Annotated in this window: 17 protein-coding genes; all 17 read right to left on the bottom strand. The window is 70.1% G+C overall.

All coding sequences use genetic code 11. The annotated features are described in order from the left end of the window. Positions 1–15: 15 nt before the first annotated feature. Complete coding sequence (locus tag CAP_RS08005) at positions 16–3396, bottom strand: GAF domain-containing protein (protein WP_044238106.1); 3381 nt, start codon at positions 3394–3396, stop codon at positions 16–18. A gap of 179 nt (positions 3397–3575) precedes the next feature. Then, a complete protein-coding gene (locus CAP_RS43990) occupies positions 3576–4373 on the bottom strand; it encodes a lysophospholipid acyltransferase family protein (RefSeq protein WP_052374481.1) in 798 nt (265 codons plus the stop codon). Positions 4374–4396: 23 nt separating this feature from the next. After that, a complete protein-coding gene (locus tag CAP_RS50020) occupies positions 4397–5296 on the bottom strand; it encodes a hypothetical protein (RefSeq protein WP_156040586.1) in 900 nt (299 codons plus the stop codon). 128 nt (positions 5297–5424) lie between these two features. Beyond that, positions 5425–6870, bottom strand: a complete 1446-nt coding sequence (gene gatB / locus CAP_RS07985; protein WP_044238100.1) for an Asp-tRNA(Asn)/Glu-tRNA(Gln) amidotransferase subunit GatB — start codon at positions 6868–6870, stop codon at positions 5425–5427. An 11-nt stretch (positions 6871–6881) separates the two neighbouring features. Beyond that, on the bottom strand, positions 6882–7556 hold the full coding sequence (locus CAP_RS07980; protein WP_052374478.1) for a NuoI/complex I 23 kDa subunit family protein: 675 nt from the start codon (positions 7554–7556) through the stop codon (positions 6882–6884). A 9-nt stretch (positions 7557–7565) separates the two neighbouring features. Next, entirely contained in the window at positions 7566–9332 is a 1767-nt protein-coding gene (locus CAP_RS07975; RefSeq protein ID WP_044238098.1) for a complex I subunit 1/NuoH family protein, read from the bottom strand. Then, on the bottom strand, positions 9329–11002 hold the full coding sequence (locus CAP_RS07970) for an NADH-quinone oxidoreductase subunit G (RefSeq protein ID WP_052374477.1): 1674 nt from the start codon (positions 11000–11002) through the stop codon (positions 9329–9331). The genes CAP_RS07975 and CAP_RS07970 overlap by 4 nt, the downstream gene beginning before the upstream one ends. 22 nt (positions 11003–11024) lie before the next feature. After that, on the bottom strand, positions 11025–12239 hold the full coding sequence (locus CAP_RS07965; RefSeq protein ID WP_044238095.1) for an NADH-quinone oxidoreductase subunit D: 1215 nt from the start codon (positions 12237–12239) through the stop codon (positions 11025–11027). 3 nt (positions 12240–12242) lie between these two features. After that, positions 12243–12851 carry an NADH-quinone oxidoreductase subunit C gene (locus tag CAP_RS07960; RefSeq protein ID WP_044238092.1) on the bottom strand — a complete coding sequence of 203 codons (609 nt, stop codon included), beginning with the start codon at positions 12849–12851 and terminating at the stop codon, positions 12243–12245. A 4-nt stretch (positions 12852–12855) separates the two neighbouring features. Next, positions 12856–13434 (bottom strand): NADH-quinone oxidoreductase subunit B, encoded by a 579-nt coding sequence (locus CAP_RS07955; RefSeq protein WP_044238090.1) that lies wholly within the window; start codon positions 13432–13434, stop codon positions 12856–12858. After that, positions 13422–13778: an NADH-quinone oxidoreductase subunit A gene (locus CAP_RS07950; RefSeq protein ID WP_044238088.1), complete on the bottom strand. Its 357-nt coding sequence runs from the start codon at positions 13776–13778 to the stop codon at positions 13422–13424. The genes CAP_RS07955 and CAP_RS07950 overlap by 13 nt, the downstream gene beginning before the upstream one ends. A 161-nt stretch (positions 13779–13939) precedes the next feature. Beyond that, on the bottom strand, positions 13940–15061 hold the full coding sequence (locus CAP_RS07945) for a tetratricopeptide repeat protein (protein ID WP_044238086.1): 1122 nt from the start codon (positions 15059–15061) through the stop codon (positions 13940–13942). A gap of 174 nt (positions 15062–15235) precedes the next feature. Continuing rightward, positions 15236–17617, bottom strand: a complete 2382-nt coding sequence (locus CAP_RS54895; RefSeq protein WP_044238084.1) for an AAA family ATPase — start codon at positions 17615–17617, stop codon at positions 15236–15238. After that, a complete protein-coding gene (locus CAP_RS07935) occupies positions 17614–18171 on the bottom strand; it encodes a hypothetical protein (RefSeq protein WP_156040585.1) in 558 nt (185 codons plus the stop codon). The genes CAP_RS54895 and CAP_RS07935 overlap by 4 nt, the downstream gene beginning before the upstream one ends. Before the next feature lie 2 nt (positions 18172–18173). After that, positions 18174–19469: an AAA family ATPase gene (locus CAP_RS47740; RefSeq protein WP_081864676.1), complete on the bottom strand. Its 1296-nt coding sequence runs from the start codon at positions 19467–19469 to the stop codon at positions 18174–18176. Positions 19470–19509: 40 nt separating this feature from the next. Further along, entirely contained in the window at positions 19510–23079 is a 3570-nt protein-coding gene (locus CAP_RS54890; protein ID WP_052374476.1) for an AAA family ATPase, read from the bottom strand. Positions 23080–23081: 2 nt separating this feature from the next. After that, complete coding sequence (locus tag CAP_RS54885; protein ID WP_052374475.1) at positions 23082–26858, bottom strand: AAA family ATPase; 3777 nt, start codon at positions 26856–26858, stop codon at positions 23082–23084. Between the last annotated feature and the right edge of the window lie 98 nt (positions 26859–26956).

The raw sequence follows: 26956 nt of genomic DNA, 5'->3' as shown, positions 1-26956 counted from the left end.
ACCGACAGCGCGCCCTCATTCCGGCCAGGGGATCGGCCCCGTGGCCAGGGACTTCACGGCGGCCGCTAGCTCCATCGGCTCGATCGGCTTCTGCACGTGCATCTGGTAGCCGTGGGAGAGCGCCTTCACGCGGTCCTCCACGCGGCCGTAGGCCGTCAGCGCCAGGGCCGGGGTGCGGCCGACCTTGCGGGGGAGCATCTCGCGGACGCGGCGGATGAGGGTGTAGCCGTCCTCGCCCGGCATCGCGATGTCGGAGACCAGCAGAGAAGGCTCCCAGCCGCCTTGCAGGATGTCGAGGGCGGCGCGGGCCGAGCTGGCGGTGCGGACGTCGGCGCCGCAGCGGCGGAGCACGGCGGAGAGCATCTCCTGGGTGTCCTCGTCGTCGTCGACGATGAGCACGCGCACGCCGGTCAGGCGGGGGAAGAGGTTGCGCGGCTCGGGGGGGACGCCAAGGCTCCCGAGCGCCGTCGCCGCGGCGCCGCGGGAGAGGGGGAGGCGGACGATGAACGTGGAGCCGCGGTCGTTGCCGCCGCTCGCGGCCTCCACGGTGCCGCCGTGCAGCTCGACGACGTGCTTCACGATGGACAGGCCGAGGCCGAGGCCCCCGTGGCGGCGGCCGGCGACGTTGTCGCCCTGGCGGAAGCGGTCGAAGACGTAGGGGAGCAGCTCGGCCACGATGCCCTCGCCGGTGTCGACGACGGCGATCTCGGCACACTTGTCGTCCTGGGTGAGGCGCACCGAGACCACGCCGCCGGCGCGGGTGAATTTCACGGCGTTCGACAGCAGGTGCCAGACCACCTGCTGGAGACGCCCGGGGTCGCCCTCGACGAAGACGCCGGTCGGGTCGAGGGCCATCTGGATGGCCACACCGCGGCCCGCCGCCGAGGGGAGGATGGCGTCGATGGCGGCCTGGATGGGGAGCGAGCACTCCATGGTCAACCGGTCGATCTTCATGGTGCCGGTGATGATGCGGGAGGCGTCGAGCAGCTCGTCGATGAGCGTGGTCTGCATCTCGGCGTTGCGCTCGATCGCGGCGACGGCGCGCTGCTCGGAGGAGGCGTCGAGGGAGCGGGAGTGGATCATCCGGGCCCAGCCGAGGATGGCGTTGAGCGGGGTGCGCAGCTCGTAGGAGACAGTGCCGAGGAACTCGTCCTTCAGGCGGTTGGCGTCCTGGAGCTCGCGGTAGAGGCGGGCATTGTCGAGCGCGATGGCGGCGCGGTAGGCGACCTCTTCGGCGAGGGAAACGGCCGCGGCATCGAGGTGGCGCCGCGACTCCGCCATGCCGAGGGCGAGGGCGCCGACGATGCGCCCGCGCGCGCGCAGCGCCACCACGAGGTACGCTGTGGGGGCGAGCTGGCGGATGGCGGTGACCTGCTCGGGGAGCATGTCGGGGGTGATCACCGAACTCTCGGTGAGGCTCGGGTAGATCTCGGAGCGGCCGGTCTTGAGCACCCGCAGCACGGGGGGGAGCGAGGCACCGACAGGGCCGCCGGGGACGTGGACGCGCACCGAGGAGGGGGCGGCGCGCGGGGAGCGCGGGTCGCCGTCGAGGCCATCGAGGCCGCTCGGGAGGAACTGCGCGAGGAGCGGCTCCTTGGTCGGGTCGGTGTGGGTCGAGGCGACGACGCGAGAGCCGTCGCCCTCGGGGACCTCGACGACGCAGAAGTCGGCCATGGTCGGGACGCAGAGGTGCGCCAGCGTCTTCAGCGTGGTGGCGAAGTCGAGCGAGGCGGTGAGCGAGGTGGAGACCTCGGCCAGGAAGGAGAAGCGCCGCGCCGCCTCCTCGGCCTCGGCGCGCGCGGCCTGGGCGCGGATGAGGCGGGCCCGCTCTTCCTCGGCGCGCTTGCGGTCGGTGATGTCGCGGTGGATGCCCACCAGGAACAGGGGGCGGCCTTCCTGGTCATGGACGGGGTAGGCGGTGACCTCGATGGGGACCTCGGAGCCGTCGCGCCGCGCGCAGGGGATCTCGCCCACGAAGGTGCGCATGGACTCGATGGCCTGCAGGATGCGCGGGGTGGACTCTTCGCGGATGTCCTCGCGGTGGAGGAGGGACATGTGCTTGCCCACGATCTCCTCGGCGAGGTAGCCGAAGATGGACTCGGCCTCGCCGAGCCACTGGCGGATGTTGCCGTCGAGGTCGGTGATGAGGATGGCCTCGGGCATCTGCCGCAGCACCTCGTGCGAGAGGTGCATGGCCTCCTCCGTCTGGAGCGCGGAGAGACGCGCGCGCTCCAGCGCCTGAGCGCCCTGCTGGACGAGCGAGAGCATGAAGGCACGCTCGTCGTCGGAGAAGGTGCGCGGCTCGGTGAAGGCGAAGCCCACGGCGCCGAGGACGCGGCCCTCCAGGAAGAGGGGGATGGCGGCGTAGGCGTGCTCGCCGGCCTCGCGGCAGGCCTCGACGAAGGCGGGGCTGAACTGGGCGAGCTGGGCGTCGGATTCGAGGAAGAGCGGTTGACGATCGCGGACGGCCCGGGCGAGGGGCAGGATGGCATCGACGTCGAACTGGCGCAGCGAGGTGGCGTCGGTGTCGAGGTAGCCCGTGTTGCGCACCACCTCGAGCTCGGTGCCCCCCGTGCGGATGGCGACGGCACCCGCCACACCACCCGCCGCGGCGACGATCTCGCTGGCGAGGACGCGCAGCACGGCGGCCGGGGTGATCGCGTCGGAAAGCGCGGCGGTCACCGCGAAGAGCCAGGCGGCGCGGTCGGCGCTCTTCTCGGCGGCCTTCCGGGCCTCCTCGGCCTTTCGGTAGAGGTAGGCGTTGTCGAGCGCGAGCGCGGCGCGGTGGGCGAGCTCGGAGGCGAGGACGAGATCGTCGGTGGAGTAGACGCGATCCGAGGCGGTGACGCCGAAGGAGAGGACTCCGAGCCGCCGGCCCCGCGCCATCATCGGGACGGCCATCACCGAGCGCGCGCCGAGCACGGCGAGCTGCGCCGAGAGGCCTTCCACGGCCTCTGCGCCGCCCTCGGCAGGCCCCTGGAAGACCTGCGGCTGACCGCTCTTCAGCACCCTGGCAATGCCGAGCGGGCCCTCGGCCTCGGGGACCACCTCGCGCAGGGGCTTCTCTTTTTCGGGGTCGACGTGCGCCGCGGTCACCCGGCGGAAGGGAGACTTCTGGCTCTTCTCGTCCTCCTTCTCGCCGGAGGGCGGACGCAGATCGAACTCTCCTTTGTTGCCGTCGACGCGCTTGGCGAGATCGACCGTGCAGAAGTCGGCGAGGTAGGGGACCGCGAGCCTGGCGAGGCGCTCCAGGATGGTCTGGGGGTTGAGAGAGCCCGTGAGCTGTTCGCTCGCATCGGCGAGGAACATCAGGTCCTTGTGCATCTCCGCTCCCTGGGCGGGATCCGAGGCCTTGCGCTGTCCGGTGGTGTGCGGGGGCGTCCCTTCGGTGGCCATGGGCGGTTCGACGAGGCTCCAGTGCTGCGTTCTCTAAAATCAGGGTCCTACGGGCCCCTACGCTCCCGGTGGTCGAGACCCCTCATCTCTTCGCAGATCGTTGCACGATGGACCAGGGACGAGGTTGGGACGGACACGGTAGCCGACCAGCACCGCCAGGGGAAACGGCTCGATGTGCGTCAGCGCTCGTCGAGGGTGGCGCGGGCCCGGTGGACCAGCGCCTGCACAGCGTCGTGGGCGGCGAGGCGGAGAGCGTCCTTTTCGGGACCAGGGGCGATGGGTTCGCCGACCTCAATGGAGGCGACCGTCCGCCGCGCCCGGCTCACGCGCTTCATGTGATCGACGAAACTCTCGTCGAGGTAGGCCGCGTCCCCGCCGCCGTAGGCGATGCCCACCGGCACGATCTCCGCGCCCGCGCGGTGGGCTGCGGCGAAGGCGCCCTGGCGGAAAGGTCGCACCTCGTCGCCGGCGTAGGTGGTGCCCTCGGGGTAGACCATCACCGCGCGCCCACCCTCCAGGGCCGAGGCCATGGCGTTGACGGAGGCCGCCCCGCTGCGCTTGTCGCTCCGGTCCACGAAGAGCACCCCGGCGCGGCGCGCAGCGACGCCGATCACCGGCCAGCGCGCGAGATCGGCGCGGCTGAGGATGGTGCACTCGAAGTGGGCGAGGGTCACCGGGACATCGAGGCCGGAGCGGTGGTTCATGACGAAGAGGCGTCCGCGCCCCCGCGCATCGGTGCCGGGGTACTGCGCGCCCGCGCCGACGTGGGGACCGCCGGCCCGCACGTCGATGCCGTAGAGCTTCACCAGCGCCTGGCCGTAGCGGTGCATCCAGGTGTGGAGGAGCTGCTCGCGCGCGGACGCGGGAGAGCGCGCGCAGTCCACCTCCAGCAGGCCGTACATGCCGAAGGTGACGCCGGCGAATGCGGCGGTGCGGAGGGGGAAACGGACGTCGTCGACGAGGCGGGAAGGGTCCATCGAGAAGCGCGGCGGGCGCCAGGCTACTGTGCCAGCCGGTCCTTGAAGAAGAGCTGCATCGAGAGGAAGCCGCCGAGGGCACCCATGCCCCCGTAGAGGATGGCGCTCAGCGGAATGCTGACGAACAGGCCGAGGCCACCCCCCGCCAGGTTGGCGGCGAAGCTCGGCATCGAGCGCGTCATGCCCCCCAGCATGGCAAGCGCTGCCCCGCCGAAGATCAGACCGACGATGTACTGCAAGATGGCTGAGAGGACGCCGGACACGACGCCCACGAGACCGCCGCACATGGCCGCATCGGTGGTGTTGAGCCGCTCGTGGGGGTTCTCTTTCAGGTGCATGGAGACCGCGAGCGCCGCGCCGCCGAGGGTGGGCAGGCAGAAGCAGCAGACGAGCAGGCCGCCAATCAAGGGGATCGCCGAGACGACCCCGCCGACACCACCGCCGATCAAGGCGGGCTTCAAGAACCGGTTCACGCCGCCTGCACCGCCGACGGGCGGAGGTCCATAGGGGGGCATGCCGCCCGAAGGCTGGCCATAGCCGCCAGGAGGACCGAAGGCGCCGCCGCCGGGAGGACCGAACGCACCGCCTCCGGGGGGCGCGCCATAGCCACCCGGGGGCTGCCCGGGCGGCGGTCCCCAGGACCCGCCAGGAGGGGGCTGTCCAGGGGGCTGGCCGTAGCCCGCGGGGGGCTGGTTGTAGCCACCGCCGCCGCCAGGGGGAGGCGCGCCGTAGCTACCGCCAGCGGGTTGGCCGAACGCGCCCGGGGAGCCTTGCCCAGGGGGTTGCCCGTAGCCGCCTTGAGGAGGCTGGCCCGGAGGCTGTCCCCCTGCGCCGCCAGGTTGGCCGGGAGGCTGACCGAAACCACCACCACCACCCGGCGGCTGTCCCCAGCCCCCACCCCCGCCGTAGCCACCCTGGCTCATGCTCGCTCCTGAGGTTGTTGAACGGTCGTCGACGTGCGGCTTGCTTCCTGCTCGCAGGGCCGCAGCGCGTGCGCGGGGCTAAGCGTATTTCACCGAGGCCCGCACGCAAAGACTTCGTTGCAGAGAGATCACGTCGGCGCGGCGAGGAGACGCATGAGCACCTCGTTGACCACTGCAGGGTTCGCGCTACCGCCCGTCTGTTTCATGACCTGGCCGACGAAGAACCCGAGCAGGGCGGTCTTGCCGCTGCGGTACGCGCCGACCTGCTTGGGGTTCGCCGCGATGATGCTGGCGGCGAGCTGCTCGATGGCCGAGGTGTCGCTGAGGACTGCCATGCCCTTCTCACGGACGATGTCGCCAGGATCATGGCCGCTCTCCGCCATGGCGGTGAACACCTCCTTGGCTTGCTTGCCGCTGATGGTGCCTTCATCCACCAGCCGGAGGAGGGCTGCGACCTGCTTCGGGGTCACCGTGAAGGTCGCCGAGAGGCCGGAGGTGCGGGCGTCGCGGAGCACCTCGCTCTGCACGAAGTTCGCGACCTTCACGGGGTCGCCGTGGAGGAGACACGTCTCCTCGAAGAATCCGGCGACGCGGGGGTGCGCGGTCATCACGCTGGCCGCGTAGGGAGAGAGGCCCAGCTCCTCGGTGAAGCGGCGCCGCTTCGGGGAGGGGAGCTCCGGCAAGGCGGAGCGCACGCCGTCGATGAACGCCTCGTCGAGCGTGAGCGGTGGCAGATCGGGATCGGGGAAGTAGCGGTAATCGGCCTCGCTCTCCTTGTCCCGCAGAAGGTAGGTCTCGCGGCGCTCGGGGTGGTATCCGCGCGTCTGCTGGCGGACCCGCTCTCCGCCCTCCAGGAGGGCGATCTGGCGCCGGATCTCCACGTCGATGGCGTCGGCCACGAACTTGAAGGAGTTGATGTTCTTCAGCTCCGTCCGCGTGCCGAGCCGCGCCTCACCCACCTTGCGCACCGACACGTTGGCGTCGCACCGGAAGCTGCCCTGCTCGAGGTTGCCGTCGTTCACACCGACGAACATCAGGATCTCGCGCAACCGCTTCAGGTACTCGGCGGCCTCCAGCCCGGAGCGGAGATCGGGCTCGCCCACGATCTCCACGAGCGGAGTGCCGGCGCGGTTCAGGTCGACCACCGAAGCGCCGCCCATGCCGTGCAGGTTCTTGCCGGCGTCCTCCTCCATGTGCACCCGGAGGATGCGCGCGCGGCGCGTCTCACCCTCCACCTCGATCTCCAGCACGCCGGTGCGGGCCAGGGGCAGCTCGTACTGGCTGAGCTGATAGCCCTTGGGCAGGTCCGGGTAGAAGTAGTTCTTCCGCGCGAAGACGCTGTGGTGCTGGACGGTGCACCCCAGCGCCAGCGACGCGGCCACCGCCATGCGCACCGCCTCGCCGTTCAGCACGGGCAGCGCGCCCGGCAGTCCCAGGCATGCCGGGCAGGTATGGGTGTTGGGAGGGTCGCCGAAGCTCGTCGCGCAGCCGCAGAACGCCTTGGTGCGGGTGAGAAGCTGCGCGTGGACCTCGAGGCCGATCACCGCCTCGTAGGGGCCGAGGGAGGTGGCCATGGCCTGGCCCGTCAGTGCTCCATGTGCTCACGCGTGACGCCCGGGTGCGTCTCGTCACCCGGCTCGTGGCGCGGGTTCGCGGTCTCCCGCGACCCGTCCCGGCCCGTGAAGCTCATGAGCAGCTCGCGCTTGTAGATGAACTGCTCGCGAGAGTCGTAGGCCGTGGCGTGCATCCCGGTATCCATGCGGATGGCGTCACACGGGCACGCCTCCACGCAGAAGCCGCAGAAGATGCAGCGCAGCTCGTCGATCACGAACGACGACGGGTAGCGCTCGTACCCGCGCCGGGTGTCGCCCTCGGGGTACTCGGCCGCCACGATGTGGATGCACTGCGCGGGGCACGCAGTCGAGCAGCACAGGCACGCCACGCACCGCGGCGAGTCGTCCTGCCGCAGCGTGAGCCGGTGCAGCCCGCGGAAGCGCTCCGGGTAGGGGCGCTTCTCCTCCGGGTAGTTGATGGTGGTGATGCCCTCTTCCAGGCCCTCCAGCACCGGGTCCGGCTTCTGCCCGAGCACCATCTCCTTCGTGTTCTTGAAGAAGTGGCGCATCGTGATCGACATCCCCTTGAGGAAGGCGGGGACGTAGGACTGCACCTCGGCGGTGCGCTGGGGCCGCGGGATGACCTTCAGCTTGATGGCTTCGCCGCGGGGCTTGGTCCAGGGATTGGGGGCGGGGGCCTTGGCCATGGTCTTCTCCTACGCCTGCTGGGGCGACGACTTGGTGCCACCCGCAGCCGCCGCAAAGCGCGCCGCGGAAGATTGGAGGAACTGCCTGCGCTTCACGGGCTCCAGGAGGCCCGCGACGATGGCCACGAAGGCGGCGAGCCCGCCGAAGACCAGGATGCCGTGGGTTACCTGGCCCGCGATCGCGAGACCCTCGTGGAACCCTGCCGGCGCCGAGTCGATGGCCAGCACGATGATGCAGGTCACCAGCATGTTGCCGATGGCCGCCGGCAAGAGCTTCGTCCAGCCGAGCTTCATGATCTGGTCGTAGCGGAAGCGCGGCAACGTCCACCGGAAGAAGATCTGCACCCAGCTGATGACGATCGTCTTCCCGAAGAAGACCAGCACCTGGAGGATCGACACCGACAGGTGCGTCATCTTGTACTGGAACACCGTGGTGTCGCCGAAGGCCACGGTGATGCCGTCGCGGAACAGAAACGGGAGCGTGTAACCGCCGAAGAAGAGCGTCGCGAGCAGCGCGCTCGACACGAGCAGCTCCACGTACTCACCGGCCATGAACATGCCCCACTTCATCCCCGAGTACTCGACGAAGTACCCGGCGACGATCTCGCTCTCGCCCTCGGGGGCGTCGAAGGGGACGCGCTTCAGCTCCGCGTTCTGCGCGGCGAGGAACAGGAAGAACGCGACCGGCTGGACGAAGATGCCCCAGGCGTTCTGGCGCTGCCACTCGACCATCGGGCCGAGCTGGAGGCTGCCGTAGATCACGAAGAGCCCGACCAGGCTGAGGCCGAGCGCGACCTCGTAGCTCACCATCTGGCTCGACGCGCGGAGGCCGCCGAGGAGGGAGAACTTGTTGTCGCTCGCCCACCCCGCGATCGCGGCGCCGACCACCCCAGTGCCCGCCATCGCGAACAGGTAGAGGATGCCGACGTTCAGGTTGGCGACCTGCAGGTTCACCACGTGCCCGTTGCACTGGAACGAGTCGGTCACCGTCCGCTGCAGGAGCCCGAGGTCCGCGAAGCCGAAGACCTTGTCGCCGTCGTCGCCGAAGCAGAGCTTGTCGCCAAAGGGGATGATGGCGAAGGTGATGAAGGCAGGGAGGATCGCGAGGATCGGTCCGAGCGCGTGCAGGAGCTTATCGCCGTTCGGGGGGACGAAGTCCTCCTTCAGGATCAGCTTCAGGGCGTCGGCCGCGGGGTGCAGCGTACCCGCGAGGCGGATCGCGACCTTCCCGTCCGGCACCCGCGAGGCGCCGTAACCGCCTACTGCGAGGAGCAGGACCGTCAGCGCGAGGAGCACGACGCGCACCGACACGGGCGCCGCATCACGCGGGATGGAGCGGGCCAGGAACAGGCCGACCAGGTGCGCCGCGAGCCCGGCGTAGAAGATGTTCCGCGGGTCCATCCCGCCGATCAGCCTCTCGAAGCCGTTGATCGCGCCGCTCCCCCGGATCACCCGCCACAGGATGAGCAGGCTGAACCACGCCACCACGATCCCGAGCTGGATCCCGATGATGGTTCCCTCGTAGGCCGCTCGATCCGACAGCTTCTGCAAGGCCGTGAAGCCCGCCACGGCCGCGAACAAGACGGCAGGGCCAGCCACGAGGCCGCGCGCCGCGATGGAGGGGATGTACACCGCCGCCCGGTTGGGGCCTGGCCTGTGCTGCAACATCGCGCTCTGCCGGCGGTCCGCCCAGATGGCGATGGGCGCCAGCCCGAGCAGGAAGGCGATCATGATAATGATCTTGACGAGCGCGAGGACGATTTCTACGCCGGTCATACCGATGCCCCAGACTCTTCGGTGGTGGTGACGGGGGCCTGCACTGCGTGGGACGCCGCCGTGGCGCCCGCCCAGGTGCCGGCCGGCATGGCCCTGCGCACCTCGGCCAGTGTCTTCCACCCGGTGGCGTAGCCGAGCTTCCGCCCGAGTTCCGCGACGAGCTCCCATGCCGGACGCGCGTCACCGCGCGCGTTGAGGGCGCGCTCGCTGCGCTGCACGAGGCCCTTCTTGTTCACGTAGGAGCCCTCGGCCTCGGCCCAGGCGCTCGCCGGCAGGGCCACGTGTGCGGCCTTGGCGAGCGGCCCGTCGTGCGCCGCGATGGTCACCACGCCCTTGAGCCGCGAGAGCGCCTTCTGCGCCTCTGCCGGGTCGACCTCCAGGTCCGAGCCCAGCGCGATGACGTACGAGTACTTCCCGGCGGCGATCCCCTCGAGCAGGTCCGCCAGGGGCCGCGGCTGCGTCGCGCTCCCGGAGCCCCCGCCCGCCGCCTCCACGATCTCCATCACCCCGCGGGTGTTGGGGTTCTTGTCGGCGCTCATCAGGATGTCGTCCGCCTTGCCGAGCGGCTTGCCCGACACGAAGAAGTCCGTCGCCCCGATGAACGTGCGGCCGAGCTGGTAGAGCGCGAAGTTGTCCTCTGTAGGGTGCTGCGCGGAGAGCACGATCGCCACCCGCCCGGGGCTCTCCTTGATGCCCGCGAGCTGCTCCTTCGCCGCCGCGAGCGCGTCGGTCAGCGTCGCGTCGTCACCGCCCACCAGCGCGGAGAGCAACCGCCCTTCCACGGCGCGCTTGTACGAGAGCATGCCGGTGTCGCACATCCAGTAGGTATTGACGGCCATGTTTTCGCGCGGCCGGTGGCGGTACGGCGTGTTGTTGCGCGGATCGTAGTCGAGGAAGGCGTTGCAGCCCGTCGCGCATCCCTGGCACACGGTGCGCGCGCTCCGGAGGAACCACACCCGGGCCTTGAAGCGGAAGTCGATCGACGTGAGCGCACCGACCGGGCACACGTGCTCCGTCATCAGCGTGTAATCGTGGTCGAGCTGCCGCCCCGGCGAGACGGTGATCTCGTTCAGGTTGCCGCGCTCGCGCACGTCGAGCACCGGGTCCTTCGCCACCTCGTCGGAGAAGCGCACGCAGCGCGTGCAGATGATGCAGCGCTCCGCGTCGTAGACGATGGTCGGACCGAACACGACGGCCTTGGGCTTGTGCACCACCTCCTGGCGCATGCGCTTGCCCTTGCGCTGATGCTCCAGCCAGTAGTCCTGCAGGCGGCACTCCCCGGCCTGATCGCAGATGGGGCAGTCCACCGGGTGGTTCAGGAGCAAGAGTTCCTGCACCGCCGAGCGGGCCTCGGCCACGTGCTCGCTCGACTCGCTGAGCACCTCCATGCCCGGCGCGCAGGCCACCTGGCACGCCGGCTGGAGCTTCGGCTTCCGAGCCGGCACGTAGTCCTGCTTCGCCTCGTCCCACCGCAGGATGTCGAGCTGCATCGCCGGGCGCCCTGGAGGCGGCGGCAGCTCCACGAGGCACATCCGGCAGTTCGCTGCGACGGACAGGCCCGGGTGCCAGCAGTAATGGGGGATGTCGATGCCCGCCCGGTGCGCGGCCCGGATGACCGTGTCACCGGGCTCGAAGGGGATCTCTCTGCCGTCGATCTTGATGGTCGTCATCGGAAGCGTCGACTCCGTGAGCCTAGTGGTCGCACTCTCCACCGATCATGTTCAACGACCCGAACGTCGGAACCACATCGGGGATCATGAGCCCTGTGATCATCTGCTCGAGACCCTGCGTCACCGCGAAGCAGGGGGGCCGGATGCGCAACCGGTAGGGCGTACCGCTGCCATCGGAGACCATGTAGAAGCCGAGTTCTCCGTTGCCACCCTCGGTGTACGAGTAGCACTCGCCGGCCGGGACCTTGATGCCCTCCATCACGATCTTGAAGTGCTGGATGGTGGCCTCGATGGTCGTGTAGACCTCGCCCTTCGGGGGCAGCATGATCCGCGGGTCATCGATGTTGATCGGGCCCTCGTCGGGCATCTGTTCGAGCGCCTGGTCGATGATCCGCATCGACTGCCGGATCTCCTCCATGCGGCACATGAACCGGTCGTAGTTGTCGCCCGTGGTCCCCACCGGCACGTCGAACTCCATGCGGTCGTAGACCAGGTACGGGTGTGCCCTCCGCACGTCGTACGCCGCGCCCGTCGAGCGCAGCGTCGGCCCCGTCCACCCGAGGGCGAGCGCGTCCTCCTTGCTGATCCTCCCGACGCCCTCCAGGCGATCGAGAAAGATGCGGTTCTTCACGAGGAGCCGCTCCGAGTCGGAGAGGAATTTCTGCACCCGGGGCAAGCCCGCCCGGATCATCTCCTTGAAGTACTGCGTGGGGGGCGCGGCCATGCCGCCGACGCGGCCGAAGCTGTGCGTCACCCGCGCGCCGGTCTCTTCCTCGAAGATGTCCCAGATGATGTCGCGGGCGCGCGCGTGGTAGAGGAACGGCGTGAACGCGCCGAGTTCCATGCACATGGCGCCGTTGCAGATCATGTGGTCGCAGATCCGCGCCAGCTCGCCGAGCACCACGCGGTAGTACTGGCAGCGCTCGGGCACGGTCACGCCCATCATCTTCTCGACCGCCAGCGCGAACCCGACGTTGTTCAGCATCGGCGAGACGTAGTTGCAGCGGTCCACGTAGGGGAACACCTGCGTCCACGTGCCGCGCTCGCACATCTTCTCGAAGCCGCGGTGCAGGTAACCGATCTGCACGTCAGCCTTGGTGATCAGCTCTCCCGAGAGCTCGACCACGATCCGGATGGTGCCGTGCATCGCGGGATGCGACGGCCCCATGTTGAGCATCATCGGCTCGCTCGGGAGCTCGAGCTCGCCCTCACTGATATCGAGATCCAGCGGTTCCATGGGCTACGCCTCGGGGGGTTTCGGGGCTTCCTCGTTCGCGTATCCGGCGTGCTGATCGTGGATCTGCCGGCCGAAGCTCATCCCCTCGTCGGGGCCGAACGGCGGCAGCTTGTCGGGGACGTCGCGGAACGGAATGAGGGGTTGGTACTTCTGCGCCGGGTAGTCCTTCCGGAGCGGGTGCCCCTGGAACTCCGGGTACATCAGGATGCGTCGCAGGTCGGGATGCCCGCGGAAGACGACCCCGAACATGTCGAAGCACTCGCGCTCGAACCAGTTCGCGCCCTTCCAGATGGGCTGGAGCGAGTCGATGTCCGCCCCCGAGCCGTCCTCCTCGCCGATGCGCGCCTTGATGCGGATGCGGTGCCCGTACTGCAGCGAGCGCAGGTGACAGACCACCTCGAAGCGCGGGTACGCGCCCTGCCACAGGTAGTCGACCGCAGTGAGGTCGACGAACATGTCCATGTCGATGCGCGGGTCTTCCCGGAGGAACCGGGCAACCTCGCGCCAGACCGCGGGATCGACCACCGCGGTGTCATCGCCGAACTGCGAGTGCGTCTCCAGAATGGCGCCGGGGAACCGGGCCTGGAGCAGCTCCAGGATCTGCTTGCTCATGGACTCAGCCGTTCCCCTTGCGGTGGAGCTGCAAGAGTTCCTCGCCCTTCTTCACGGGGTCGATGCGCGGCTTCACCACGGCCGGGGTGCGGTCACCGCGCGCGATCTTGTCCTGCAGGAGAAGGAGGCCATCGATCACCGCCTCGGGGCGCGGAGGGCAGCCCGGCACGTAGATGTCACAGGGGACGACTTTGTCGATCCCGGGCAGCGTCGTGTAGTTGTCGTAGAAGCCGCCGCACGACGCGCAGGTCCCGAACGCGAGCACGTACTTCGGATCGGCCATCTGCTCGTAGATGCGCTTCAGCACCGGGGCCTGGCGCTGGCTGATGGTGCCCACCACCCAGAGCAGGTCCGCCTGGCGCGGCGAGAAGCGCGGCGCCTCGGCGCCGAACCGCGCCATGTCGAAGCGCGGCCCCGAGAAGGACATGAACTCCATCGCGCAGCAGGCCGTGATGAAGGGGTACTGAAAGAGCGAGTACTTCCTCGCCCAGCCGAGCAGCGCGTCGATGCGCGTCGTGGCGAACCCTGTCTCGGATCCCTCCAGGACCCGGACGGTGGTCGCGTCGTTTTTCATCTCTCCCATTCGAGGGCTCCCTTCTTCCACACGTAAAGCAGGCCGACGACGAGCAGCGCGATGAACGAGCCCATCGTAGCCAGGCCGACCCATCCGAGCGATCGGAACTGAATCGTCCAGGGGTAGATGAGCACCGCTTCCAGGTCGAACACCACGAACAGGATCGCCGTCAGGTAGAACTTGACGCTCGGCTTGACGAAGCGCCCGCCGGTCGACTCGCTCCCGCACTCGAACGGGATCATCTTCTCCGGCGTCGGGTTCTTCGGACCGATGTACGTGGAGAGCAGGAACATCGCGATCGCGATGATCGCGGCGATGAGGAACAGCAGCAGGAGCGGGATATAGGTGGCCATCGGGTACCTAGTTCGCTTCGCCCCCGGACAGAGGCTTCGAGAGGTGGGTATGTTGCTGGGCTTCGGGCGGCAGAAAGTCCAGCGTATCCCGGGGAATGGGGCCGGGATCTAGCCGGCACCCCCTGGGGTGTCAATGATGCCGCTCCAGGTGTCGCTCCGTGTCAGGAGCGGCTGGACGCCAGGATGAGCCCCCGCCAGGCCGTCAGCGCAGGGCCGAGCGTGGCCTCGACCTCCTGGATCTCGGCACGAAGCTCCGCGTCTCCCACGCCGGCGTTTCGCGCTTCCCGGATGCAGGCCAGCGCTGCCAGGTACTTCTTGCGGGCCACGAAGGCCTTGGCGAGCAGGGGCCAGATCGTCTTGGCCGGTGATCCGAGGTTCGCCGCGCGCCGGAGCGGCCCGAGCGCCTCGCCCGGTCGACCGTCCTCCAGCATCGCCTCGCCGAGCCTCCGGAAGATGTCGGCGGCCGCCACCCCGTCCTGCGCATACTGGACGGCGAGCCGCATCACCTCTTCCCCTTGCTGCTCCTCGCCCAGCTTGACGCAGGCCGTGCCCAGCATCCCGAGCCCCTTGGCGATGAGCCCGCGGGCCTCCGGTGTGAGCATCTGCCCCTCGGGCGTGCGCAGGAAGATGGCGAGCGGCGCCGGCCACGAGCCCAGGATCTGGATCACCCGACCCCACTCCCCGCGCTGCGCCGCCACCTCGGCCTCGGCCACCTTCGTCAGATCGATGGCCGACTTGTTGCGGTCCGAGGCGCGGTCGAGCTCCTCGCGGACATGGGCGCGGATGCGCGCCCGGTACTCGTTCAGCTCGTGGGTCTCCTCCACGCCATCGCGCAGGAGCAGGAGCCGCGACACGCGCCCCTCCACGATCAGCTTGCGCAGGCTGTAGCCGTACAGCGGCGCGAGCAGGAGGTAGCGAACACCGATGTGGAGCTGCAGCCCTTCGAGATCGGTGTCGCGCTCCGGCGCCTGAGGCATCGCCTCCTCGGTGAGCAGCGCTGCCACGAGGCGGTGCCGGAAATCCGCGAGGGTGAGCCGCTGGACGTCCCCCACGTCCTCCTCCTCACCTGGGGGCGCGATCACGAAATCGACGAGGGTGTTGTCGGGGTTCCTGCGGTCCACGGTCAGCGCCGTGATGCGCGCGCCCGTGATCATCGAGAACGCGAAGAACGCCTCGCCGACGATGTCACAGAGCGCATGGAAGCTGCCGATGCCCTCACCGATGCGCTCGAACCAACCATCGGTACGGACCGCATCAAGGGAGAAGACGCGCTCTTTGGCCATGCCGATCGACCTGATCAACGTACGAAGTGCGCCCGGTTTGCCGGGAATGGCGACGGGTTGCAGGGGCCGAGGGTCGCATGTGTTGCGTTTGTCCTCAACCCTTCCAGTGGCCCTGACATCACATTGCTGCGGCGCGGCAACACCCACATCCGGAATGCACGAGCGTGGGCAGTCCTACCCGACCACAAGCTGACCACTTTCAACCCGGATCGGCACCTCGCGCTCCCGGTAGCCCGGGTCCGCTGCCATGCGGGCAGCGATGGGCGTGATCACCTGCTCCTCGATCACCCGCTTCAGCGGTCGGGCCCCTCGCCTGGGGTCGAAGCCCAGCTCCGAGAGCCTCGCCCTCGCCTCCTCCGTCGCCCGGAGCCGGAGCCCCCGCCGCACCAGGCCCGTCCGCGCCTGCGCCTGGTTCAGCTCCAGATCCACGATGCGGAGCACGCTGTCCCTGTCCAGGGCCGAGAAGGTCACCACGTGGTCGATGCGGTTGAACAGCTCCGGCCGGAAGTGCTCCCGCACCGCGGCCGGCACCACCCCCCGCCCTCCTCCCTGCGCCTCCGCCTCTCTCCCCTCGCCTCCCCCTCGCTCTCCACCCCCCCCGAACCCCACCGCTGCCCGATCCGACACCCCCAGGTTCGACGTCATCACGATCAGCGTCATCCGGAAGTCCACGAGCCGCCCCTCGTCATCGCTCAGCCGCCCCTCCCCGAGCACCCCGAGCAGGAGGTCGAACACCTCCCGGTGGGCCTTCTCCAGCTCGTCGAGCAGCACCAGGCTGAGCGGCTCCTGGCGCACCCGCTGCGCCAGGCTCACCACCCCTGGCCCCGTCGCGAGCAGCCTCGCCGACGCGCCGGGCAGCATGTACTCGCTCATGTCGAGCCGGATCATCCGACCCTCGTCCCCGAACATCGTCCGCGCGAGCTGCTTCGCCAGCTCCGTCTTCCCCACCCCTGTCGGCCCCACGAACAGCAGCGTCCCCGAGGGCCGCTCCGGATCGTTCATCCCCGCCTTGAACCGCGCGAGCACCCGCGCCGCCACCGCGCACGCCGCGTCCTGCCCCACCACCCGCTGCCGGAGCCCCTTCGCGATCGCCTCCGCCCCCGCCGGCACCTCATCGGCGATGAGCTCCATCGGCAGCCCTGAGTACCGCGCGTAGGCCGCCGACACATCCCTCGGGTAGAGGAGCCGTGCCTCCCCCGCGCTCCCCTTGGCCCCCCCTTTCGTCGCGGAAGCCGCAGACGGCCCCGCCCCTGCCTGCCCCTCCTGCGCGAGCCAGTCCAGGAACCGCAGCGCCTTCCCCGGGAACCGCACATCCCGCCGGAACATCGCCAGGTGCTGCACCAGCCGCTTCTTCCCCGCCGGATGCAGCCGCACCTTGAGGTCTCGCCGCACCTCGTACTCCGCGAGCAACCCTGGCACCGCCGCCGCCTCCATCTCCCGCAGCCGCACCACCTGGAAGCAGGAGACCACGGTCGCCGCCCGCCGCTGCGCCACCTCCAGCTCCTCCTCGGTGCACTCCCCGATGAGGCTCACCTCTCCCGCGCGCAGCGCCGGCAGGAACAGGTCCGCGATCGACGCCCCGTCCGGCTGCGGCCTGAGGAGCGGCAAGAGCGCCCCCACGTGCAGGAAATCCCCCTCATGTGACAGCTCCTCCACGAGCTTCAGGCACCGCGCCTGCCACATCCCCAGGTACTTCATCCCCGACAGGATCCGGTCCCCCGACGTGCTGTAGAGCCGCGGCACCCGCCTCCGCCCCGGCTCTCGCCGCCACGCCGCGAACCTCCGCGCCAGCCGGTACACCCACGTCGTCTTCCCGACCCCCGCCCCCCCCACGAGCAGGATCGACGCTGGAGCTGCCCGGTCCACGAGCCGCATCGCCGCGTCCAGCTCCGCCGACTCCCCCACCACCGGCGGAAGCTTCTGCCGCACCGCCCGGTCCACCAGCTCCTCCGCCACCGCCTCCAGCGTCGGCCGCTCCTCCTTCCTCGGCGCGCTGTGCCCCTTCCTGCCGGCCAGCCCTCTCTCGTGGGCCTGCGCCAGCCGCGGCGACCACGCCCGCACGTACTCCTCCCCCTCCATCCGGAAATCGTAGAGCGACCGCGGGTTCTCCCCGAGCAGCGCGGTCGTCACCATCTGCCGCAGCACCTCCGGCGCGCTCGCCAGCTCCTCCACGATGAACCAGTGGCTGAACCGCGGCAGCATCACCCGGAACCCCCCTTCCCGCAGCTTGCTCCACAGGTACGAGAGCCGGATCGGAATGCGCCGCTTGCCGATCACCACCCGCTTCTTCACCGTCGTCTGCGGGTGCACCTCCACCGTGATGGTGCGGACCTCGAACGCATCGTCCCAGAGGTAGCGCTCCAGCGCGTCCTCCTTCGTCGCCACCATCCCGTGCAGCTCCGCTTCGAGCTGCGCCAGCACGTCCTCCTCCGACACCCCGTACGCCGCCGGCGAGGGCCTGTCGAAGAACCAGTCCCAGGTCCGCAGCAAGATCCCCGTCAGCCGCCCATCCGGATGCGCCGTGAAGTAGACGCGGAACGATCGCTTCGGTGTCACAGGGCTTCGTCCTTCTCGTCGTGATGAGCGACATCGGGAAGGCTTTGCAGCCAGGAAAAGGCTTCCTCCCAGCCGAGAGCACGGCGGGGCTCCGCTTCTCGCAAGAAGCGCCACTCTTCCTTCCGGTCCTCGGTGACCGCGCGCGATGAGGGTTCATGCTCCACGAGCAGAGAGATCAACCAGTCGGTCGTTATGGGCATGCTGCCTGGAAGGACGGCGAATGCTTTCTGAAGCTGCCCACCGAGGGTGCCTTTCTTCGCCGCTTCCCAGGCTTTGTCTGACGGGTATCGCTCGGAGAGCGCGTCTGCCCAGGCACTGGCACGAGGTTGATCCAGCGTGAACACCGGCACCTGGATGCCCTGGCGCGCCAGGAACCCGTCGAAGAGCGCTCCATCGAAATTCGCCCCCTCCTGAGCACGCATCTGGCGGCGGCGCTCCAGGTAGACCTGGGGATGGATCACGACCTCGACGCCTTTCTGTGTGGCCAGCCGGCAGAGCTGTGCGATGCGCTTTGCGCTGCGGGCCACGTTGGTGTCGAGCCAGAGCCGAGGCACGCTCACTTCTCCTGCTCTTCATCCTTCCAGCCGAACCTCCCGTCGAGCTGATCGGCGGTCCAGGCTTCCCACTGTCGTTCAGGCGTTGGTCGCAGGAACCACAGGTAGCCCCCTGTCTGGAGCCCCAGATCGCTCCTCATCTCCTTTGGAAGTCGCGTGTAGCCGTCGCTGGTGACCCACTCTTTCTTGGCGCCAGCTTCGCGCGCTTGTGCGCTCAGGTCCGCGTCCTTTGGCCTGCTGGGCTCCCGGCTCACCTCTGTAGCCCCCTGTTCGGAGCGACGGAACCGGATGACTTCCGGCCCATCGAAGACAGGAACGTGGCTCTCAAGAAGGATCTGGTCGACGAGACCGCTGCGAACCTGTTCGAGCAGGACGTCGCGCATCAGCTCCTGGTTGTCGGGGTGCAGGCTGATCTCCGGTTCCTCAAGAGCGACGATGGATGCCCGTGACGTGACGATGGCGGCGCACATCGCGAGAAATTGCTGCTCACCCGAACTGAGTTCCGTGTAACGCAGGATCTGGCGGCCTCGGATCTCGAAACGCAGATCGACGCCTTGCTCCGTCCGCATGACGTACATCTCTCGACCACGGAGTGATCCAAGACGCCCACCCAGTTCGACGAACGCTCGCCACCGTTCTGTGTCCTGAGGATTCAATGAAGTCGAAAGCTCCACAAGGCGCACAAGCAACGTCGAAGACAGTGGGCTTCCTGGCGCGCCATGAATCACGTTAGGATCCTCGCGGCGTCTTGCGTCCATGTGCGCAAGCGGCTGGCTTCCCGGTCCCCTCGGCGTTGCGAACCGACCTATAAGTCGGGCAATCTCCTTATAGTGATTGGTGCGTTCATCCTCGTACAGCACCTTCATCTGGCCATGGCTGTCGGGGACTTCCAAGCGCAGAACGACATCGTTTCCGGCTGGCATGAAAACCATCCTGAAGCAGCCGCCGTCCGCAAAACCTAGTTCGATGAACTGCGATTCGCGGATGTTCGGGGGCCAGTCGCGAGAGCGCACCCGAAAAGGCTGCGAACTGTCCCATGGGACGCGGATGTGCTGTGGCTGTCCTATGGAACCGGCTGTTTGGAGACGGGCGTTGAGCCAGTAGTGGGCTGCCTGAAAAAACAGCTCGATGGCCGCGATCGCGTTCGACTTCCCTGCTCCGTTCCCCCCGTGGAACACCGGCATCTCGTCCGCTACCCCGCCGGACGAAAGCAGGATCTCCGTGGGCCCGTGGAACGTCCGGAAGTTCGAGATCACGAGCCGCGCGATGCGCAGCGACGGGTAGGAACGCTCACTCACGCCGCCGAGGAGAGCAAGCCGCAGCCTGGCAGGTCAAGCCTCACCCCACCTCCTCCCGCGTCCTTCGCAGCAGCCACAGCGGCTCCAGCCCCTGCTGTATCGACTGCACCTCGGCCGTCTCCGCGTACCCCATCGCGTAATCCTCGATGTCGATCGCCGCCGTCCTCCCCTTCTGCTCCGGCGGATCGAAGCGGATCGACCGCACCACCGGCCCGAGCGCCCGCGGGTCCTCCGGCAGCTCCCCCCCGACCCGCGCCGCCTCGTCGAACACCGCTCGCCGCGCGAGGTGCGCCTCGACCGCGGACCTCGGCGTCTCCCCCGCGCCCGCGGCCCACACCCGCACCCGCACCAGCTCCGGCCCGCGCCCCAGCGACGTCCACACGTGCGTCCCGCTCTCCAGCTCGAAGAAATCGCGCACGCACAGCCCCACCACCCCCACCACCACCACCTCCAGCCTCCAGGCGAAGTACTCCTCCGGCCGGGGCAGCTCCGCCACGTTCGGGCTCGCCACCAGATCGCCTCGTTCCGTGTACGCCGCCCACCCCTCCACCTCGCCGCGCGCCTTCACGTACGCGTACACCAGCGCCTCCAGCAGGCCGGGTCCCGTCCCCGGCGACCTGCGCTCCCGCTCTCCTGCCGGCACCAGCTCGATCAAGATCGCGTGCTGCCCCGGCTCGTCCACCTTCACCAGCGCCCGCTCCAGCGCGTACCCCTCCGCCAGCGCCTCCAGCACCTCGTGCCGCGTCGGCGCCCGCTCCAGCGGTTCGAGCTGGCTCGTGTGGAACAGCCGCACCCGCGACCGCGAGTCCTCGTCCTCGCGCGCCAGATACCCGAAGCGCCGCGCCTCCAGGGTCATGTGCTCCGCCTCCACATCACCCTCGATCCGCCGCCGGTAACGCTCCACCTGCCCGTGGAACGCCGTCACTGCCGCCCGCATCGCGTCCAGGTTGAACACCGCCTCGGCGTGCTCCACGGCCGCCAGCGCGTGCGCCTCGGCTCCCCCATCGTCCCCGCCCCCTTCCTGCGCCCGCTCTCCCTGCGCCCGCTCCTCCAGCCCCTGCCGGTGCGCGCCCAGGTGGTGCTGGATCCGCGCCGACAGCCACCCGAGCGCCTTCCCTTGCACGAGCGCCTCCATCCGCCCCGACAGCGCCCCGAGCGCTCCTGCCAGCACCCCGAGCGGCGCCTTGAGCAACGGCTCGATTGCCCACCGCGCCGCTGCGGGCGGCGCCTCCTCCAGCACCTGCCGGTCCAGCGCGAACCCCTCGCCGCGCGTCTTCACCCGCAGGAGCTGCATCGCTGCCGCTGACGCCCCTGCGATCGCTTCCGACAGCAGACCCCCGATCCGGTCCTCGATGGCCCGCTTCACCGAGCGCGCCCCGTCCTCTGCCGAGAACGCCACCTCCGACAGCTTCTCGGGCACCCCGGCTGTCGCGCTCGCGAAGATGTTCCGCTCCGACAGCCCCCGCCGCCGGAGCAGCTTCTTCAGCTCCTTGTCGGCCACCGCCACCGCCACCTCCGCGCTCAGCGGCCGGAACGGCACCACCCGATCGATCCGGTTGAACAGCTCCGGCGCGAAGAACTCCCGCACGGCAGCCGCCACCTCCTTCATCCGCGCCTCCGCTGCCGCGGCCGAGCGCGTCGCCGACCCACCCTCCCCGAACCCCAGCGCGCCCCGCGTCCGCGCCCCCAGGTTCGAGGTCATCACGATCACCGCGTGGTTGAACCGCGCCGTCCTCCCTGCCGCGTCGGTGAGCCGCCCGTCCTCGAAGAGCTGCAGGAGCAGCGCGTGCACCGACCGGTGCGCCTTCTCGATCTCGTCGAGCAAGATCAGCGAGAACGGCTGCTCCTGCGCCCGCCGCGTCAGCAGCCCGTCCGGCTCCCACCGGTCCCCGATCAGCCGCGCCGGCGCGTCGGGCCCGCTCAGCTCGCTCATGTCGAAGCGCAGGAGCCGCGACGCGCTCCCGTAGAGAAGCGTCGCCAGCGCCTTCGCCATCTCCGTCTTCCCCGTCCCCGTCGGCCCCGTGAACAGGTACACCCCGTAAGGCCGGCGCGGATCGGTCATCCCCGCCTTCACCCGCGCCAGGAGGTCCACCGCCACCCGCACCGCCTCGGGCTGACCGATCACCTGCGCCGCGAGCTGCGCCTCCACCCCCTCCAGCGACAGCGCCGCGCTCTGATCGATCAGCGACTCGGGCACCCCCGTCTTCGCGGAGAGGAGCCGCATCACCTGGGCCGTCCCCACCTCCGCCCGCTTCGCCTCGCCCTCGCCCTTGTCCTCGCCCTCCACCTGCGCCGCCTCCAGGTCGCGCAGCAGGTCCATCGCCTTCCCGGGCAGCGCCCGCGACGAGATCAGCGCCCCGCCCACGTCGAGGATCGCCCGCAGCGCGTGGGGCGTCACCCGCACCGGCCGCCGCTGCTCCAGCGCCCGCGCCTCCCGCAGCATGAGCTGCAGCGACTCCGCGCGCGTCGCCTCCGGCACGTGGAGCTGGGTGAACAGCGCCGCGAACGACGGCGCCTCCTGCTCCAGCAAGCGCAGCCCCTCCAGCGTGCACTCCCCCACGATGGTCAGCTCTCGCCGCGCCAGCGGTCCCCGGAAGAACTCCGCCAGCGACCGCGTGCTCTCCCGCGACTGCCCGAGCCGCGCGAAGTGGTGCACGTCGTCCACCACCAGCACCAGGTTCCGCCCGATCGCGTCTTCGAGCAGCCCCACGCACCGCTTCTCCCACTCCCCGAGGTGGCTCATCCCTGCGAGGAGCCGCCGCCCCGCCACCTGCCACACCCCCCGCACCCGATCGAGGTTCCGGTGCGTGAAGTACCCATCGGCCTCCAGCAGATCGAGCACCGCCCGCTGGATGAGCGTCGACTTCCCGCTCCCCGGCGCCCCCACCACCAGCACCGGCTGCGGCCGCGCCGCCCCCAGCAAGTGCGCGAGCTGCTCCCGCAGCGGCGCCCGCGGCACCCCCACGTCCAGGCTCCCCGACGCCGCCCGCGCGGTCAGGTTCACCCCCACCCCCGGCAGCACCTCCAGCGACCGCTTCCGCTTGTGCCGCCATGCAGGATCCTGCCCCGGATCCTCCCGCAGGTTCCGGGGCAGATCGTCCAGCGCCGACCGCGGCGAGCACGTGAACCCCACCGCGGACACCCGCTCCTTTCCCCGGCTCATCAGGGCCCCCACCTCCTCCTCCCCGAGGCCTCCCCACGCGTGCTGGAACAGCGCCCGGAGCTGCCCCTCCAGCGGCGCCTCCATGTCCATCGCCACCGCCTCGTCCTGCCGCTCCGGGTGGTACGCCAGCATCACCTGCGCCTCGTCCGACGCCCACCGCGGCTCCAGCACCACCGGGAACACCCCCGACACCTTCCGACGATCCGCGCCCCCGACCTGAAGCTCCAGCCGCACCCGCTCCAGCCGGATCCCCGTCGCCATCTGCACCCGCGAAAGCTCCGCCGCCGGGTACTTCGCGAACGCTTCCTGCAGCGCCTCCACCAGCTTGCGCTGCACCCGGTGCGCGTTCGCCCCCTCGTGCGCGCGCGTCAGCGGCCCGAGCCCCAGCGTCGTGCACCCGTAGCCACCCGCCATCACCCGCTCGAACAGCGGCACCAGGAAGTGCATGGCTACCTCGTCCCCCTGGACCCGGCGTCCTCCGCCGTCGCGTTCGCCGTCGCGTTCCTGGACGGCAGGTACACCTCGTCACGATCGAGCCCGCTGTCTGGATCCTCCAGGAGCAGCAGATGCGTGAGCGCCACCTCCTCCAGCCGGTCCCATACCAGGTCCGTCACCATCGCCACCTGCCCGCGCTTGCCCGCGACCGACACCGTGCTCTCCGGCTGGTTCTGCTCCCGCACCGCGGCCCCTCTCCGCCGCCCCGCCGCCCCCCCCGGGGCCGGGGGCCTCAAGAGTCTGTGCTCCCACTCCGCCTCCCGGATGTCCGCCGCGAACCCCACGAGCTGCACGTTCACGTGCACCCGATCGTCCTCTGCCCCGTCCGGTGCCTCCCCCTGGGGCATCACCACCCGGTGCAGCCCCACCTCCAGCGCCAGGAACGCCGCCGCGTACGCCCCGCGGCAGCGGAACAGCACGTTCCTGAACGACCGCTTCGGCTGCGCCAGCGCCTCCAGCGCCTCCCCCACACTCCGCGGCGGCCCCCACCGCCGGGCCGGAGGCCACGGCGGGTCGTCCGGCCGCACCTTGTCCCCATCCAGGTGGAGCTGCGCGCTCCATCTCCGCTCCTCCAGCGCCTTCAGCAGCGGCACGAGCCACACGTTGAACGCCCCCGCGTCCAGCTCCTCGAACATCAGGGTGATCGCATCGCGCTGCGGCAGGAGCGCCGTCATCGCCCGCGGCAATACCCGCCGCATCTTCAACTGCGCCACCCGCGTCTCCCGCACGAAGGGCTGCAGCGGCTCCCCCTCGAAGAGCGCCATCATCGCCAGCTCCTCCACCGCGCGCACCTCGTCCTGCGCCTTCGTGAGCTGTTCCCACAGCACCTGCAGCCGGTGGTGCTCCGCGTGCATCGCCGCGATCTCCCCCGGCCGCGCCCGCGACGCCTCCTGCGCCTTCCCCTTCCGCCCCCGCGCCCGGCCCCGCTCCTCCAGGTTGAGCTGCGTCAGCAGAAAGTCCATCTGGTCCTTCAGCTCCATCACCGGACCGAGCGCCATCCACCCGTCCACCTCGCGCCGGATCTGGCTCACCTCCTCGAACCCGAACCCCTGCTGCGACCCCTTCGCCCGCCCCCGCCTCCGCACCACGACCTCGATCGCCCCCGACACCGCGCGGTGCACGACGTCCCCCCCGTGCCCCTCGCGCACCTCCCCCGCCTCCGTCACCTCCACGACCACGTCGCGCCCCGCGCTCCCCAGCCCCGCGAGCGCCCGCGCCACCGGCGCTACCAGGTGCTCCTCCAGGTGTCGCCGCAGCGCCCGCGCCCCGTACACCTCCGAGAACCCGTCCTCCGCCAGCTTCCCGAGCGCCTGCGCGCTCACCGACAGCCCCGCCCCGCTCTCCACCAGCCCCCGCCGCGCCCCCAGCCGCTCCGCGAGCACCCCCGCCACCTTCACCACCTCGCCCCGCGACAGCGGCCTGAAGGCCACGATCCGGTCGATGCGGTTCACCATCTCCGGCCTGAACGTCGCGTCCACCGCGCGCCGGTAGTGCCCCTCCAGATCCACCCCGCCCCCCAGGAACCCCGACGTCCCCCGCCGCTCCCCCGCCCCCAGGTTCGAGGTCATGATCACGATCGCGTTGTGGAAGTACGCCGTCCTCCCCCGCGCGTCCGAGAGCCTCCCCTCACCGCACACCTGCAGCAGCAGATCGAACACCGCCGGGTGTGCCTTCTCGATCTCGTCGAGCAAGATCACGCAGAATGGCTGCTCCCGCACCCGACTCGTGAGCAGCCCCGCGTCCCGGTCCGTCCCCCGGATCAACCGATCCGCCGCGTCCGGCGTCATGAACTCGCTCATGTCGAAGCGCGCCATCCGCTCCGCGGACCCGAACAGAAGCTCCGCCAGCGCCCGCCCGAGCTCCGTCTTCCCCACCCCCGTCGGCCCCACGAACAGGAACGTCGACAGCGGCTTCCCCGCCGGTTGCAGCCCCGCCTTCACCACCGCGATCGTCTCCGCCAGCGCCCGCACCGCCTGCTCCTGCCCGATCACCGACCGAGACAGCCGCGCGCCGATCTCCTCCACCCGCAGCGCCACGTCCTCGCGCAGGAGGAACGCTGGCACCCCGGTCCTCAGCGAGAACGCCTCGTACACGTCCTCCCGCCCCAGCGTGATCGCCGTCCCCCCCGGCCCCTGCTCCTTCTCGCGCAGCGCCTGCAGGTCCTCGTAGAGCCGCACCGCCTTCCCCGGAAACGCCGCGTACGGCAGGTACCGCTCGCACAGCTCGATCAGCGCCGGGATCGCCTCCACCGCGAGCTGCGGCTTCAGCGTATCCGCCCGAGCATCGTGCTCCACCCGCTTCACCAGCGCCTCCCGCGTCACCCCCGTCGAGAGCGCCGCCACCTGGATCCGGCTCAGCGCCGCGAAGAACGCCCAGTGCTTCGACTCCAGCGCGTCGAGCCTGTCCTCCCGCACCTCCGCCACGAACCGCACCTTCCCGTCCTCCAGGAACTGCCGCATCGCCCCCCCGAGGTCAGCCCCTCCCTCCTCTCCCCGCGTCGAGAGCAGGTCCTCCAGGTGCTCCACGTAGAGCACCGCATCCAGCTCCCGCGCCCCTTCCATCACCTCGAACACCCGCTCCTGCCACGCCCCGAACCCGCTCATCCCCGCGATGAGCTGCGCCCCGCTCGTCGCGAACACCGGCCGCCCCACCCGGTGCACTGCCTCCCGCATCAGCGCGCTCTTCCCCGATCCCTCCGGCCCCACGAGCAGCACCCCGAGCCGCTCCTTCCCCGACAGCAACGCCACGAGCCGCCCGAGCTCCGCCTCCCTCCCTGCGAGTGGCGGCGGCCCGAACCGCCCCTCCGCGTGCATTGCCGTCGCCGCCCCCTCCAGCGCCTGCACCGCCTTCAGCCGCCGCGCCCTCCGCGCGATCTCCTCCGCCCGCGTCCCCCCCTTGCCCACCTTCACTACGCTCTCCAGCGGGATCTCCACCGCTTCGAGCCGCGTCTCCCGGGCGGGCAAGAGCCCCCGCACCTCCCACGCCGACAGCTCCTGTGACGCCAGCAGCCGCCGCACCTCGTGCCGCGCCGCCTCTTCCAGCACCTCCCGCCGCTCCACGTAGAACGTGTGCCCCACGGCCGGCACCATCACCCACGCATCCCCTCCCGTCGCCGGCACCACCACGCACCCGAAATCCACGGGCGTCTCGTTCTGCAGCTTCCGCGGCAGCTCCTCCCGCGGCACCGGCACCCCCACCTCCACGAGCCGCGTCCCCTCTGGCAGCGACAGCCGCGACACCAGCTCCGGCCGCGCCCGGCGCAGGTACTCCCGCAGAAACAGCTCCTGCTCCGCCCGCGCCTCTTCCTCCGCCCCGAGGCTCGCCAGCCCCGGCGCCGCCGCCGGCGCCATCACGCACGTCCCATCGAACCGCTCCTGCACGAGCAAGAGCACCCGCGTCGTCCGCTGCGCCCCCCCTCTCTTCCCCTCGCCCTCATCCTCGCCCTCGTCCTCGCCCTCGTCCTCGCCGGCGCCTCTGCCCTTGCCCGCGTCGGCGTCTTTGCCGGCGTCGTCGTCCTCGCCGAGGACGTCATCGTCTTCGTCGAGGTCGTCATCGTCGTCGCTGCCAGCGTCCTCGCTGCCAGCGTCTTCTCTGCCAGCGTCGCCCTCGTCGCTGGCAGCGTCGCCCTCGTCGAGGACGTCGTCGTCGCTGGCAGCGTCGTCGCTGGCGGCGTCCTCTTCATCCTCGTCGCGCGCGCCCTTGGGAGCCTCGGCATCGTTCGGAGCAGGCATGAGCCGACGAGGACAGCCGAGATCCTTCCGAAGCGCAACGGCAAGCGCGGCCCTGGTGGCAACGTCGCCTCACCATCACTTCCCGGCGAGGCGACCAG

It is taken from the genome of Chondromyces apiculatus DSM 436 (assembly GCF_000601485.1).
Lineage (GTDB): Bacteria > Myxococcota_A > Polyangia > Polyangiales > Polyangiaceae > Chondromyces > Chondromyces apiculatus.
Note: the sequence above shows the minus strand (reverse complement) of the source record. Positions and strands in the feature narration are given on the sequence as shown.

What these genes read in the sequence shown, in the direction of transcription:
- CAP_RS08005 (WP_044238106.1), bottom strand. Translation starts at nt 3,396, where the DNA reads ATGGCCACCGAAGGGACGCCCCCGCACACCACCGGACAGCGCAAGGCC.
- CAP_RS43990 (WP_052374481.1), bottom strand. Translation starts at nt 4,373, where the DNA reads ATGGACCCTTCCCGCCTCGTCGACGACGTCCGTTTCCCCCTCCGCACC.
- CAP_RS50020 (WP_156040586.1), bottom strand. Translation starts at nt 5,296, where the DNA reads ATGAGCCAGGGTGGCTACGGCGGGGGTGGGGGCTGGGGACAGCCGCCG.
- gatB (WP_044238100.1), bottom strand. Translation starts at nt 6,870, where the DNA reads ATGGCCACCTCCCTCGGCCCCTACGAGGCGGTGATCGGCCTCGAGGTC.
- CAP_RS07980 (WP_052374478.1), bottom strand. Translation starts at nt 7,556, where the DNA reads ATGGCCAAGGCCCCCGCCCCCAATCCCTGGACCAAGCCCCGCGGCGAA.
- CAP_RS07975 (WP_044238098.1), bottom strand. Translation starts at nt 9,332, where the DNA reads ATGACCGGCGTAGAAATCGTCCTCGCGCTCGTCAAGATCATTATCATG.
- CAP_RS07970 (WP_052374477.1), bottom strand. Translation starts at nt 11,002, where the DNA reads ATGACGACCATCAAGATCGACGGCAGAGAGATCCCCTTCGAGCCCGGT.
- CAP_RS07965 (WP_044238095.1), bottom strand. Translation starts at nt 12,239, where the DNA reads ATGGAACCGCTGGATCTCGATATCAGTGAGGGCGAGCTCGAGCTCCCG.
- CAP_RS07960 (WP_044238092.1), bottom strand. Translation starts at nt 12,851, where the DNA reads ATGAGCAAGCAGATCCTGGAGCTGCTCCAGGCCCGGTTCCCCGGCGCC.
- CAP_RS07955 (WP_044238090.1), bottom strand. Translation starts at nt 13,434, where the DNA reads ATGGGAGAGATGAAAAACGACGCGACCACCGTCCGGGTCCTGGAGGGA.
- CAP_RS07950 (WP_044238088.1), bottom strand. Translation starts at nt 13,778, where the DNA reads ATGGCCACCTATATCCCGCTCCTGCTGCTGTTCCTCATCGCCGCGATC.
- CAP_RS07945 (WP_044238086.1), bottom strand. Translation starts at nt 15,061, where the DNA reads ATGGCCAAAGAGCGCGTCTTCTCCCTTGATGCGGTCCGTACCGATGGT.
- CAP_RS54890 (WP_052374476.1), bottom strand. Translation starts at nt 23,079, where the DNA reads ATGCACTTCCTGGTGCCGCTGTTCGAGCGGGTGATGGCGGGTGGCTAC.
- CAP_RS54885 (WP_052374475.1), bottom strand. Translation starts at nt 26,858, where the DNA reads ATGCCTGCTCCGAACGATGCCGAGGCTCCCAAGGGCGCGCGCGACGAG.